Source organism: Limosilactobacillus gastricus PS3 (genome assembly GCF_000247775.1).
Lineage (GTDB): Bacteria > Bacillota > Bacilli > Lactobacillales > Lactobacillaceae > Limosilactobacillus > Limosilactobacillus gastricus_A.
The window spans coordinates 39,102-53,136 of record NZ_AICN01000005.1; the positions used below are offsets into that span (position 1 = coordinate 39,102).

The following is a 14,035-nucleotide window of genomic DNA, read 5'->3' on the forward strand; positions in this document are numbered from 1 at the left end:
GTTAATTCTCCTTACAAATAAATTCAAAAGGATCAGTATTAATTTGATTCTCAATAATCTTAAATTTCCAATGATGATTTAACTGCCATTGCTTAAATAACTTTGCCAAACGATGAGTTGCCACAGCTTCAATATGATGACCAGGGTCCAGCGCTACTAAACCATTGGCGATTATGTCATGCCCAGTATGATAAGAAATATCTCCGGTCACGTAAGCATCCGCTCCGGCTTGAAGGGCCTGTTGATAAAAAGATCCCCCAGCGCCACCTAACACCGCAACTCTTTCAATCGCTGAATTGAATGATGCCGGCTTAACTAAACGCAATCCAGACACCCCAAACACGCTTTGACAATGCCTAGTAAACTCATCAATGGTCATCGCATTAGGCAGCTGGCCAACGCGCCCCATTCCTACTGGTTGCTTAGTAACAGGGTCCTGGCCAGCCGCTACTAAGGGTTCACAATTCGTTAACTCAAGTTGATCCGCTAACCAGTCATTCATCCCCCCGTTGGCTGTATCTAAATTAGTATGAGCAGCGTAAACGGTAATCTGATGGCTCAGTAAATCCGCATACATTTGATTCTGAGGATTACGGACATCAAGGTCAGTAGCTGGTTTAAACATAATGGGATGATGAGCAAAAATAAAATCAACCTGTTGATCAATTGCTTCTCGAACAATCTCTGGACGCACATCAAGGGTCGTCATCAACTTTTGAATTGGTCGGTCAGGATTACCAATTTGCAATCCTACATGATCCCAGGATTCGGCTAATTGAGGACTAGCGAATTGTTCAAAACGATTAATTAATTCGGTTCCGGTTGTCATCAGTTAATACCTCCTGAATCAATTGTAGCTGCGCTTGGAATTCTTTAATCTTACGAAGTGGTGGTTGTTTGGCTTCTTGCATCTGGACAATTACTTGAGATAAACGTTCAATTTCTCCTTGCCATTTAGCTTGAAAGACTGGACCCTGATGCATAATTAATTCAGGCCCAAAGGTTAATTCACGGTGATTATAGGCAACTGGCAGGATAGTTGGTTCTGCAACAATAATTTCGTAAAATTGATTGTCTTCGGTTAGTATCCGTTCGGTCATAATTTCAAAGTGGTGTTGAACTAACCAGGTTCGCAACTCACTTTCGCCAACATTAGGCTGAAGAATAAGCCGCTTAACCCCCACTAACTTTTCTGGATGAGCATCCAAAATCTGACTAATTAAACTACCACCCATCCCACAAATAGTAATTACATCAATCTGGTCAGCCACCTCAATCGCCACCAGGCCATCCGCCAAACGAGCTTCTAGGCTCCCTGTCAGATGATGTTTAAGGACTTCTTGTTGGGCATTTTCAAACGGTCCTTTCACCACTTCCCCAGCAATCGCAAATTCGATTCGCTGATTTAACAGTAAATAAGCTGGTAAATACGCATGATCTGACCCAATATCCGCCAAGCGCGCCCCTTGTGGAACGAAGTCGGCGACTAGCTTTAAACGTTGGGATAAATGTAATGCATCCATCATTGTACCTCTATCGATCTACTTCATCACTTAATTGCTCAATGGCTGCTTGCGATCCAATAACCGTTAACTTATCGTGATCGTGAATCGTATCAGTCGCCATCGGCATTTCATTTAATTGATCTTGATGATCTACAATCGCAATCACATTAACATTGAACCGACGCCGAATCTCTAGTTCACCCAAAGAACGGTTAAAAAACTTTGGATTACGAATCGTGACTTCAGCTAACATTAAATTTTCACTGATCCGCACAAAATCGACCACATTCGGGTTTAATTTACGAAAGACTAATCGCTCCGCAATATCATGTTCTGGCCGAACCACGGTATCCGCTCCAACCCGTTCCAACACCCGCGCGTGGTGAATATTTTCTGCCCGACAGGTTACATCAGGGGCACCTAATTCCTTCACGATTAAGGTCGCCATTATACTAGCTTCAATATTATGACCAATCGAAATGTATACATGATCAAAGTTACCGACCGCTAACTCTTTTAAGGTTTCTTCTTCTTCAGCATTAGCAATAACGGCGCGGACCACTAGATGTGAAACTTCATTAACGACATCTGGATTACTATCAATCGCTAATACCTCCTGACCAGCTTGCGCTAAGGCACTACAGATAGTCATTCCAAATTTTCCCAGTCCGATGACAACATAACTTTCCTTTTTAGCCAATTAAGACACTCTCCTCTGGATAACGATAGGTTTGTTTTTCCGGTTTAGCATTGAAGATCGAAAACATCACCGTGTAAATACCGACCCGACCGACAAACATCAATAACATAATAATGATTTTTCCAATTGCATTTAATGTTGGCGTGATTCCCAATGAGATCCCAGTCGTCCCGAAAGCAGCCACCGCCTCAAATAAGACATATGATAAGGGATCCTTAACCGGTAAAGCCTGGGTTGCTACTAATAACAAGACCGCCGATAAAATCAAGACCACCGAAATAAACAAAAGCGTGAGCGCCCGAAAAATATTTTCTTGGGTGAAACGCCGATGTGCCATGACTGTATCACTTTTCCCGCGTAAGGTTGCAATACTTTGCAAAGCAATTAAACCAATGGTGGTTGTCTTGACTCCCCCAGCAGTCGATCCTGGGGCGCCACCAATAAACATCAGAATAGTGGTATAACTAATTCCGGCCGAGCTTAAATGATCATATGGAATCGTCGTCAAACCAGCCGTACGTGGTGTAATTGCCATAAAGATTGTATTAATAAAGCGATTAATTGGGGACATTTCATTGGCAAATTGGCTCAAATTTTTTTCCGTAATTAGGTAGACGAGAATGGATAAAAAGACCAGTACACCACCCGTTCGCAGTGCCAATTTAGTATGCAAGGACATCCGATGGAAGCGACGATACTCGACAATATCTTGCCAAACCAAAAAACCAAAGGAGCCGGCAATAATTAAAATGGCTGTTACGATCAGAAAATATGGATCATTTTTAAAATCGCTTAAACTATTCCCAAACAGATCAAATCCAGCGTTACAAAAGGCGGAAATAGCTTGAAAAACACTTAACCATAAGCCTCGTTTAAAACCATATTTCGGGACGAGATCAAAAGTTAAAAAAATCGCTCCGATACCTTGGATTAATAAGGATAATTTTATAATCAAATAGACGACCCGAATCTGCGAAAGATGATCTAAGTTCAATGCTTCTTGCGTTAATAACTGGGTGGATAAACGCATCCGCCGGCGGATCAGTAAGAAACCCATTACCGCAAAAGTCATGAACCCTAATCCACCAACTTCCATCAAGATGGTAATCACCAGTTGCCCAAACCAGGTCCAATGTGCTGCCGTGTCAACCAGTAATAAACCGGTGACACAAGTAGCGCTAGTCGACGTGAAAATAGCCGTCATCCAGGTGGTTTCTAAACCTGCGCGGGTGGCAATTGGTAATTTCAAGAGAAAAGTACCCACGATAATAACTACGATAAAACCGATCGTCAGGATTTCGGGAAAAGAGTACCGATGTTTATTGATTTCAATCACAAAATTGTCCTCCTCTAATATGTCTATCCTACTTGATTACCGACTTCGGCGCAAATATAGCTTTTATTAAAAAGACTCCCAAGAAACTTTCTTGAGAGTCTAGTTTAACAAACTAAAATTTTTCCATATAGGTTGCTAATCGTTCCATCGCTACTTTGATATTTTCATCCGAAGCCGCATATGATAGTCGTACATAACCATCACTTCCGGCTCCAAAGACACTTCCTGGGATTAAACCAACTTGAGCTTGCTTGGCTACGTCTAAGGCAAACTTAAAGTCGTCTTTGCCGAATTGATCCGGAATCTTCGCAAAGACATAAAAGGCTCCTTGCGGTGTGGCAATTTGAAAGCCCATTTTAGTCATCTTTTCAATGATGTAATCCCGCCGTTTCTTGTATGCCTTTTTGAAAACTAAAGGATCTTCCCGGCCATTGTTTAAGGCTTCGACGGCCGCCGCTTGGGTGGCATCATTTACACAGACAACCAAGTAAGAATGAATTTGGGCTACTGAGCGCATAATCCCAGCGGGTCCAGCCACATACCCCATCCGATATCCAGTCATGGCATGAGACTTAGAGAGACCACTAACTAATAGCGTTTGTTCTGGTAACAAGGTTGCTAAAGAATAATGATCTTGATCATAAGTTAAATCACTATAGATTTCATCCGCAATTACTAAGAGTTCATGGTTTTTTAATACCGCAGCTAAATCTTCCAGTTCCGTTTTCGTAAAGGTCCGCCCAGTTGGGTTATTCGGATAATTCAATAAGACGGCCTTAACTTGATCACCGGCAGCTTCAATTTCAGCTTCTAAGCGTTGAGCCGTCAGTTGGAAGCCATCATTAGAAGTGTCAATCATAACTGGTTCGGCCCCAGCCATTTTGACCAAGGCAAAATATAAAGAGAAAGCCGGTGTCGGAACTAATACTTTATCACCCGGATTCAAAATTCCATAGGTAATAGAAGCTAATGATTCGGTCGCTCCCACTGTTACTAGTACTTCATCAGCTGGATTATAGGTCACTCCACGAGAATCTTTTAAGTAGTCACTGATTGCTTGTCGTAATTCTGGTTTCCCTGAAGCTGGGGCATAGTGAGAATCATTCTCCTCAATACTTTTGATTGCCGCCGCCTTGACATGCTCGGGGACATTAAAGTCTGGTTCGCCCAAAGTTAGTTTGATAATGCCTGGAATCGAGGAAATTTGATTATCAAATGAGCGAATAGCTGATGGGGCGACTGTATCTAAAAGTTGGTTTCGTAAATTCGTTAAAGTTGCTAAAGTCTCTGGCATCTCATTCTCCTTTTTACAAGATCTGTTCCAACCCGACGACTAATTGATCGAGAGTATGGACTTGTTCGAGGGCTACCTTCACCCCACTCATGAACGATTTGCGATCAAATGAATCTTGACGAATCGTTAGCGCTTCACCTGCTCCCCCAAAGAGGACTTGTTCATGAGCGACATAACCAGGTAACCGCACCGCATGAAGCTTAATCCCTTCATAATCTCCACCCCGAGAACCCGCTAATGATTCTGTTTCGTCAGGAGCCGTTTGGTGAGCGGGCCGATTTTTACTGATTAACTTGGCCGTGTTTAAAGCCGTACCTGAAGGAGCATCTTTTTTATCCTCGTGATGCATTTCAATAATTTCTACGTCTGGGAAATACTTAGCGGCCTCTTGAGCAAATTTCATTAACAGCACCGCTGACATCCCAAAATTAGGCGCAATCAGACCACCCAAATGATTATCCTGAGTCAGTTTCTTTAATTCTACTTCCTGATCGTCGGTTAATCCGGTCGTTCCCACCACCGGACGATAGCCATGCGTTAACGCGTATTTAACATTCGCATAAACAGCCGTCGGTACTGTAAAATCAAGCCAAATGTCCGCAATCCCAGTTGGAATCTCATCTAATGAGGTAAATAACAGGGCCGTAGCTGGTAAACCATAACTAGTTGGATCCGAATCCGGTAGGTGATGGGCTAAACCAGCAGTGATCTCAAAGCCTTCCATGGAATTAACTAACTTAACTGCTTGTTGTCCCATAGAACCATTAAAGCCGGCAATTAAAACTGTTTTCATCTTATTCTCCTAGATCTAATGGTAATTCGTGACTAAAAGCATCTTGCCCTAGCCCTAATGCTTGGGCCAAAGTTTGCTTTTCTTCATCATTAAGCGAAACAATTGGTAATCGGCATGGACCGACTTCAAACCCTTGAGCATTCATTACCGCCTTAATTGGGGATGGTGATGGATACATGAAGCAAGCTTGCATCCGTGGTGTTAACCACCGTTGTAGCTTAGCGGCCGTTGCTACTTCTCCATTATCTAAGGCGTCATACATCGCCCGCATTTGCTTAGCATAGAGGTGGGCAGCAACTGAAATCACTCCTGCTCCCCCCAGGGCTTTGGCAATAAAGGCTTGGTTATCTTCACCACTAAAGACTGCAAAATCATCGGCACTATTTTCGACAATGTATTCAAATTCTTCCATACTTGCACATTGCTTAACCCCAGCGATATTTGGGTGTTGGGACAAGGTAACCACCGTTTCTTGGGCCATCTTTACCCCAGTTCGGCCGGGAATATTGTAAATAATAATTGGCAAGTCGACCTGATCAGCCACTGCCGTAAAGTGAGCAATCATGCCCCGTTGGTTAGGCTTATTGTATGGCGGAACCACCACTAAGGCATAATCAATGCCCTCAATTTGCGCCACCTCATTGGTGAATTCAATCGTTTCTTGAGTATTATTACTTCCCGTTCCGGCAATTACCGGGACCCGCCCGTTTATCAACTTTGCAAAATGTTCGTAAAGGGCTAATTTTTCGTCATGACTCAAAGTTGGCGTTTCCCCTGTAGTTCCACCAACAACAAAACCCTTATTCCCTAAAGATAATAAATGTTCGGTCAAGCGATCTAAACTTTGGTAGTTAATCCCGTGCTCGTCAAAAGGTGTGATAATTGCCGTCATCAGATCGGCTTGCTTTAAATTCGTGTTTGACATGACTATTCCTCCAATAAATAATTTTCTTGCATTCGATAATTAATAAATTGTGTGATCGCTTCGATTCCCTTATCGATCGCTCGTTCATCTGGAGTTAGAGTCGGTGCATGCAATTGGGCATCATCCTCTACCCCTAACCAGAACATAGTTCCTGGAAATTTAGCTAATAAGAACCCAAAATCTTCGCCGGTCATTGCTGGTGCCGTTTCGATGAAGTTTATCTTAGAATTGGCTTGCATAAAAGCTATCAAATGACTCGTTAATCTATCATTATTTTCAACCGGCCAATATCCACCCTGATTTAATTCCAACTTTACATCTACTTCAAAACTCGTGGCAATCCCATCACAAATGGTCTGTAACCGTTGACCAATTTTTTCGATCATCGGTTGGGTTAGCCCGCGAATTGTCCCTTCAATCCGCGCATGATCAGCAATCACATTCCGGATGGTCCCAGCTTCTAATTTTCCAAGAGTTAAAACCCCACTTTGAATGGGATCAATACTTCGTGAAACGATAGTTTGTGCTTGCGTGATTAATGATGCTGCCGCTACAACGGCATCTTTCGCATTCTGTGGAAAAGCGGCATGACCACCTTGACCTTGAATATCAATGTTGACCTCCGTGGTTCCCGCAAAAAGAGTGCCCATTCGGCAACCAATTGCCCCACCTGGTAATTCTGGATTATCGTGTAACCCATAGAACTCATCTGGACACCAGTCACCGGTAAATAGACCAAATTCATAGGCCAATTTCCCACCATTCTTACTTTCTTCAGCTGGTTGAAAGAAAAACAAGAGATTATCAGTAGGTTGATGTTCACTATAGTAACTCAAAAGTCCCAAGGCTACGGTCATATGAATATCATGACCACAAGCATGCATTTCCCCCGGCGTCTGAGATGCATACGGTAAGCCAGTTTGCTCAGTTACTGGCAAAGCATCAATATCGGTACGATAACCAATCGTCCGACGAGGGTTAGTTCCCGCTACCTGAACCATAATAGCAGTTGGTAATTCTTTGGGCACCCGAATGGTTAAATAAGTTTGATCAAATTGCTTAATAACTTCTAACAAATAATCATGAGTTTGATATTCTTCTAAGGCTAATTCCGGAATTTGATGGAGATGGCGACGAATTTGAATTAATTCATCATGGGTTAACTGACTCATTCGCTTTGCCTACAGCTTTCTTAAATCATCTTCTAAACCGGTTTTACTTGTCGTTTGATCGTCGACTTGTTTAATTACCCGCGCAGGAACTCCCGCCACGACTGTCTTGGGAGCGACATCTTCGGTCACAACAGCGCCAGCAGCTACCACGGCACCTTCACCAACATGGACTCCTTCAATGACCACTGCATTGGCCCCAATTAAAACATTGTCGTCGATTCGAACTGGTTCAGCTGAGGCTGGTTCAATTACTCCTGCTAAAACCGTTCCAGCACCAATGTGGCAATGCTTACCAACAATGGCCCGGCCACCAAGGATCGCTCCCATATCAATCATTGAATCCGCACCAATTTCTGCTCCGATATTAATGGTTGCCCCCATCATGATGACCGCATTGTCACCAATCACCACTTGATCACGAATGACGGCTCCTGGCTCGATCCGAGCATTAATTTCTTTTAAATCTAACAATGGAACGGCTGAATTCCGAGCACTGTTTTCAATTCGGACAGAATCAAAATTATCTTGATATCGGTCTAAAAATGGTTTTACAACTTGCCAGTCACCAAATAAGGTTCCCGTCCTCTTTTCTACAAAAGCATCCACCCCATCAGGATAAGTAAGTTGATCTAATTGTTCACCCTTAACGTAGACTTTAACGGGGGTCTTTTTAGGTGCCGTTCCGATATAGTTAATAATAGTTTGTGCATCTAGTTGTGCCATAGTAATACTCCTTTAAGCTTTTTTAGTTCAATTCGTAAGGAAGGTCTAAACGTGCCATGTCTTCCCAAGTTTCGTGCTGGATTACAAGTTGAGATTGACCATTTTCAACAAATACCACCGCCGGCCGTGGATTTCGATTGTAATTAGAAGCCATCGCAAACCCATAAGCTCCCGTATCTAACATCGCTAAGACATCACCAGGTTCTGTCTTTGGGAGGGCTTGCGAACGACTTAAAATATCTCCTGATTCACAGTATTTACCGGCAATCCGTACGGTTTCAACATTTTCTGCTGCAGGATCTTTAGCTAAGACCGTTTCATATTCTGCTTCATACAAGGCTGGTCGAATATTGTCCCCCATTCCGCCATCTACGGCTAAGAATGGCTTATATCCTGGGATATCTTTGCGCGAGCCAACCGTATATAAATTATAACCAGCTGGTCCAACAATTGAGCGCCCTGGTTCAATCCAAATCCCCGGTTCGGGAATTTTAGCAACTTTTGCCGCTTTCTTGACGGCTTTTACAATTGCATCCACAAATTCTTCAGGGGCTAAGGGATGGTCATTTTCAACATAACGAATCCCAAAACCACCGCCAACATTTAAGATTTCGGTTTGATAATTAAATTCACTTTGCCAATGCTTTGCAACTTCCACTAATTTATTGGCAACCCCTTCAAAACCGGCAACCTCAAAAATTTGTGACCCAATGTGAGCATGAATCCCCTTCATCTGAAAGCGAGGATTTGATAAGACTGCTTGTAAGGCTTGATCGGCTTGACCTGATCCTAAATCAAAGCCAAATTTACTATCAACTTGTCCCGTTTGAATGTATTCATTCGTGTGGGCGGAAATTCCTGGGGTTATCCGTAACATAACTGGCGTTTGTAAATCCAGTTCATCTAACAGTCGACTGAGTAATTCAATTTCATAGAAATTATCAATGACAATCATCCCAACCTGGTGGTGCAAGGCCAGTCGTAATTCAGCTTCTGATTTATTATTCCCGTGAAAAGTAACCCGATCCATTGGGAATCTCGCCTTGATTGCTGTCATTAATTCGCCACCGGAAACCACGTCGATATGTCCGTGTTCTTGATTGACGACCTGATAAATCGCAATCGCAGCAAAGGCTTTACTGGCATAAGAAACTTCAGATTGGACGTGGTTAGCTTCAAATACCGCTTGAAAACGATGAATCTGCTCCCGAATCTGGGCAACATCATAAACTACTAACGGGGTCCCATATTGTTCTGCCAGTGTCAGACTATCAACTCCGCCAATTTGTAGATGGCCTTGACTGTTAATTTGATCTGGACGAATCTGATCGTTCATAAAATAATTCTCAACTTTCAACATATAAAATAAAAACCCAGATTACGCTATGTAATCTGGGTTAAAAATCATCTTAACTCGTCAACGATAGCGCAACGTAAGGATTCCCTTACGACAGTCCGTGATCTCTTAAATCACGCCCCAGCAAATTGAAAGTGCCAATCTCAACGCTTCGGCAATCGCCCCTTTCCCTATTCTTCATAGTTTGGCGACTCTGAATAGGTACTCTTGTTGACTGCGCCTCTGTCTGTTTACTCAATAGTTTACCGACCGTCCTTATTAAAGTCAACCAATTCTTAAGGCAAATCTAATTTAAATGGCAATTTGCTGCTTAAACCTTTGCTGATCAAGTAAACAATGTTAAAATTTAATTAAAACTGATTTTTAAAGGTGGTAACTAATGAAAGTTATTAAGTTCGGTGGAAGCTCCCTTGCTAACGGTGATGCTTTTGCTCAGGCAATTTCAATTATTCAAGCTGATGATGAACGGCGTGTTATCGTTACTTCTGCTCCAGGGAAAAGGTTTGACGACGACATCAAAGTTACGGACTTATTAATTAATTTTGCCAAATTAACCATTAATGGTCACAATACCCAAGATGTGATCGCCTCTATTTTCGGTCGTTATCAATCAATTGGCCATCATTTCCATGTTCAAGATAACGATTTGCAGGCGATCCACGATCAACTAGTCGCTCTCCCTAAGCAGCACTATCCAAATAATGATTACCTCATGGCTGCTTTTAAAGCGCATGGGGAACGCTTAAACGCCATGTTAATGGCCATTATTTTAAACCATCAAGGCATTAAGGCTCGCTTTATTGATCCCTTAGATGCTGGTTTGCGGGTTACGGGGACCCCTAATAATGCAGTCGTTAGTCCGGAAGCCTACATTAATTTAAGTAATCTTCAATATTCAGACGATGAACGGCTAATCTTCCCTGGCTTTTATGGCTATTCCTTATCTGGCTATATTGCTACTTTCTCTCGCGGTGGGTCCGATGTAACGGGAGCGATTTTAGCACGGGCTTTTCATGCCGATATGTACGAAAACTTTACTGATGTCGATGCCATTTATTCAGCCAATCCTAAATTCGTTCAGGATCCGTTGCCAATTCAACGGATGACCTACCGAGAAATGCGGGAACTATCCTATGCGGGCTTTTCTGTTTTCCACGACGAAGCATTGATCCCAGCTATTCAAGGACAAATCCCGATTAATGTTAAGAATACTTGGCATCCTGAGAAACCGGGAACTTTCATTGTTCCGGAAAAGAATTTTAAGCCTGATCATATTATGACGGGGATTGCCAGTGGACGCCATTTCTCAGCCCTGTACTTACATAAGTATCTTTTGAATAAAGAGAATGGTTTTACCCTCCGGATTCTCCAAATCTTGGATCGCAATGGGGTTTCATACGAACATATGCCATCTGGAATTGATGATATTACCATCATTTTCGATCGGAATAAACTGAGCGACGAACAAGTTGATATCGTATGTAGCGAAATTCAAAGTGAAGTCAATCCGGATCGCTTGGAATGGATTGAGGATTACGCCATCATTATGGTGGTTGGTGAAGGGATGGCCAACCGAGTTGGGGTCATGCGGGATATTGTGGTCCCCATTGCCGAAAACAACATTTCTCTCTCAATGGTAAACCAAGGTTCATCTGAAATTTCGATTATGATTGGGACTCACCGTAAAGACGCCATCAATGCCGTCCGGGCAATTTATGACTACTTCTTTAACCAATTGGAGGATGAACAATAATGGTTACCTTACTAAAGGTTCATGGTTCCATGAATCAATTCTTCATCTTAGATCAGACTTTGTTAGATCAGCCCCTGACTGATGATGAACTGAAAAAATTAGCGCTGCAAATGACTAATTCAACCACCGGAATTCTCAACGGTGCCGATGGCATTTTAGTAGTTGATCAGTCTGATCATCCGGACGTGCTCGGTAAAATGCGGGTAATCAATGCTGATTCGAGTGAAGCTTCCATGTGTGGTAATGGCTTACGCACCGTAGCTCGTTACCTAGCAGAAAAGACCGGTCAAAATTCGTTTAAGGTTGAAACCATGTACGCTGATTTACAGGTTCGTCAAGAATCTGATTTTGCGACGGGAGTGCCCGCCTTTGCAGTCGAAATTTCCCCAGTTAAATTCGATAAGACGGCCCTACCCTTTGACAATCTCGGTCATGAACGGCTCTTAGATACTTGGGTCCCCGAACTAGCTCCGGGACTCAAGTTTAGTTCCCTTGCCGTTCCTAATCCCCACCTAATCAGCTTTATGGATCACGATCAGTTAATGGGTGATCTCTTAGGTGAATTAGGGGCACGTTTAAATGGTGAGAACCCCTACTATCCTGATGGGGTAAATGTTAACTTTGCCGAAATTTTAGGATCAAATCGGATTTTTGTGAAAACATTTGAACGGGGCGTTGGTTTCACCAATGCCTGTGGAACTGGGATGTCAGCTACCTCGCTAGCTTTTGCATTAACCCATCCAGATTTAGGGAAGTTTGAAGAACCAATTAGCGTCTTCAACCCTGGTGGTATGGTTAAAACAATCCTGCATGAAACTCAAGGTCAATATTGGATTGAACTAATCGGTAATGCGACTGAAACTCATCAGATTCAAGTTGATGAAGCCTTGCTACATCAAGCCAAGGTAACGACGGATCAAGTGACAATTAGCGAAACTAATGAACAGGCCGCTTATGATCAATTTATCTCAACCATCAAGCCATAAGAAAAGACCAAGCTGAAAAGGAAATTCCTTTCAGGCTTGGCCTTTTTAATATGATTCAATTAATCTGAAGCACCCGCATCCGTGTCCACACTGTCTGGAATACCATTAGCAGCGTCGTCTTCTTCGGAAGAAGCCCCGGCATCCGTGTCGACACTAGGTTCGACTTTAGCCACCGGACTAGCAGAAGTTGTGGTTTCCTCTTCTTCACCAGAAGCGCCCGCATTCGTATCAACTGCCGGTTCAGCAACTGGAGCACTCGTTTCTTCGCTATCGCTATCACTAGCACCAGCATCCGTATCTGTTTGGTTAGCTTCTACTGACGGGCTAGCCGGCTTGCCACTAGCACCTCCATGTGCATCAACCTTAGCATTAGGATCAGCGACTAGTTTTTGACCTGTCATTTCCAAATATTGGGCAACAATTGGCCAAATATCAAGGACCCATTCGTTAATTCCACGGAATTTGCCTTCTTCATCAGCCATCCGCTTGTAATAGTGCATGAGCCATTTTTCGTTCACTTTATTCCCAGGAACTGGCATCTTAACCAAGTCCGTCTTGTTGTAACGAAGTTGGTTAATCACTCGCTTAACACCATTCATGGCCCGCTGTGGGTGCACTTCACTCATTGGCATCCCAGTTTGCCATGGATAACGTGGCGCTAACATGTCATCGCGATCAAGGTAGTGGTTGTAGTAAATAAATTGATCGTTATCATCCATGTAGGTTAATTCCATCGGCATGGTTTTCAAGAACCAATTTAATTGATTAACGCTTAATACCCCACTGTCTAACTTAACGTAATCAGTATCCTCAGCAGCATGAGTCTTAGCAGCCGCTTGGTTAACCCAATCTTTTGACATCATATCAACGTCAATGGTCGTGTCCGTAATACCAGAAGCGGTTAAGTCTTCCTTCGTCCAGTCAGCAGCTTCTTCAGCCGAAACAGCATTAATCGTGTTTACCCATTCAGTAAACTTAACTAGGACACTATTTAAGAACTTAATCGTCCCCTCATCATTCAGATTACCTTGCTCATCAAATTTTTCTTTACAGTTACCGAGCAAGAAGTCATTCCCCGGTAAAGCAATCGCATTTACTCCTGGAGCGTCTAAGATATCACGTAAATCCATTTGAGCCCGCGAAGTCCCTTGAATGTGATAACTAGCCCCCACAATCAAGACCGGCTTGTCTTGGAAGGGATGAGTATCAGTTGAGAGCCATTCCAACATACTCTTCATTGCTACGGTCGTAGTATGATTATGTTCTGGCGTAGCCAAAATTACCCCATCGGCCAGTTTGATCTTCCGATCTAATTCCACTAATTGATCAAAGTCCTTGTAACTCAAATCACGGTCAAAGAGTGGTACTTGATCAAGAGATAGGACTTCAATATTAGCTACATCGCTGTATGCCTTCGCCATAAAATTGACTAATTTCTTGTTATATGAATCTTTCGCAATCGAGCCCGCAATCGCAACTAATTTCATTGTT

General features: G+C 42.9%; 13 protein-coding genes and 1 riboswitch. Of the genes, 2 read left to right on the plus strand and 11 right to left on the minus strand.

Annotated features, from left to right (window positions below):
- Position 1 precedes the first annotated feature (1 nt).
- The 10 genes from PS3_RS00450 to lysA all read right to left on the minus strand — a co-directional run bounded on the left by PS3_RS00450 (position 2) and on the right by lysA (position 9,784).
- Complete coding sequence (locus PS3_RS00450; RefSeq protein ID WP_007121638.1) at positions 2–829, minus strand: Nif3-like dinuclear metal center hexameric protein; 828 nt, start codon at positions 827–829, stop codon at positions 2–4.
- Positions 804–1,523: a tRNA (adenine(22)-N(1))-methyltransferase gene (locus PS3_RS00455; protein ID WP_007121639.1), complete on the minus strand. Its 720-nt coding sequence runs from the start codon at positions 1,521–1,523 to the stop codon at positions 804–806. The genes PS3_RS00450 and PS3_RS00455 overlap by 26 nt, the downstream gene beginning before the upstream one ends.
- A gap of 10 nt (positions 1,524–1,533) precedes the next feature.
- On the minus strand, positions 1,534–2,205 hold the full coding sequence (locus PS3_RS00460; RefSeq protein ID WP_007121640.1) for a potassium channel family protein: 672 nt from the start codon (positions 2,203–2,205) through the stop codon (positions 1,534–1,536).
- Positions 2,198–3,541, minus strand: coding sequence for a TrkH family potassium uptake protein (locus tag PS3_RS00465; protein ID WP_007121641.1), 1,344 nt, complete (start codon positions 3,539–3,541; stop codon positions 2,198–2,200). The genes PS3_RS00460 and PS3_RS00465 overlap by 8 nt, the downstream gene beginning before the upstream one ends.
- Before the next feature lie 112 nt (positions 3,542–3,653).
- On the minus strand, positions 3,654–4,835 hold the full coding sequence (locus PS3_RS00470) for an aminotransferase class I/II-fold pyridoxal phosphate-dependent enzyme (protein WP_007121642.1): 1,182 nt from the start codon (positions 4,833–4,835) through the stop codon (positions 3,654–3,656).
- Between the two features lie 13 nt (positions 4,836–4,848).
- The gene (dapB, locus tag PS3_RS00475) at positions 4,849–5,628 is read right to left on the minus strand and encodes a 4-hydroxy-tetrahydrodipicolinate reductase (protein WP_007121643.1); all 780 of its coding nucleotides are present in this window, start codon (positions 5,626–5,628) and stop codon (positions 4,849–4,851) included.
- A 1-nt stretch (position 5,629) separates the two neighbouring features.
- Complete coding sequence (gene dapA / locus PS3_RS00480) at positions 5,630–6,553, minus strand: 4-hydroxy-tetrahydrodipicolinate synthase (RefSeq protein ID WP_007121644.1); 924 nt, start codon at positions 6,551–6,553, stop codon at positions 5,630–5,632.
- A gap of 2 nt (positions 6,554–6,555) precedes the next feature.
- Positions 6,556–7,725 carry an N-acetyldiaminopimelate deacetylase gene (locus tag PS3_RS00485; RefSeq protein ID WP_007121645.1) on the minus strand — a complete coding sequence of 390 codons (1,170 nt, stop codon included), beginning with the start codon at positions 7,723–7,725 and terminating at the stop codon, positions 6,556–6,558.
- A gap of 9 nt (positions 7,726–7,734) precedes the next feature.
- The gene (gene dapD / locus PS3_RS00490) at positions 7,735–8,448 is read right to left on the minus strand and encodes a 2,3,4,5-tetrahydropyridine-2,6-dicarboxylate N-acetyltransferase (protein WP_007121646.1); all 714 of its coding nucleotides are present in this window, start codon (positions 8,446–8,448) and stop codon (positions 7,735–7,737) included.
- 22 nt (positions 8,449–8,470) lie between these two features.
- Positions 8,471–9,784, minus strand: coding sequence for a diaminopimelate decarboxylase (lysA, locus tag PS3_RS00495; protein ID WP_007121647.1), 1,314 nt, complete (start codon positions 9,782–9,784; stop codon positions 8,471–8,473).
- A gap of 80 nt (positions 9,785–9,864) precedes the next feature.
- Positions 9,865–10,038: riboswitch (Lysine riboswitch) on the minus strand.
- A gap of 146 nt (positions 10,039–10,184) precedes the next feature.
- Here lysA and PS3_RS00500 point away from each other — a divergent pair.
- Both PS3_RS00500 and dapF read left to right on the plus strand, forming a co-directional pair.
- Positions 10,185–11,558, plus strand: coding sequence for an aspartate kinase (locus PS3_RS00500; protein ID WP_007121648.1), 1,374 nt, complete (start codon positions 10,185–10,187; stop codon positions 11,556–11,558).
- A complete protein-coding gene (gene dapF, locus PS3_RS00505) occupies positions 11,558–12,544 on the plus strand; it encodes a diaminopimelate epimerase (RefSeq protein WP_040467802.1) in 987 nt (328 codons plus the stop codon). Before PS3_RS00500 ends, dapF begins: the two co-directional genes overlap by 1 nt.
- 59 nt (positions 12,545–12,603) lie before the next feature.
- On the opposite strand, the gene PS3_RS00510 is transcribed toward dapF, so the two are convergent.
- On the minus strand, positions 12,604–14,031 hold the full coding sequence (locus PS3_RS00510; RefSeq protein WP_007121649.1) for an NAD(P)H-dependent oxidoreductase: 1,428 nt from the start codon (positions 14,029–14,031) through the stop codon (positions 12,604–12,606).
- Positions 14,032–14,035: the final 4 nt, after the last annotated feature.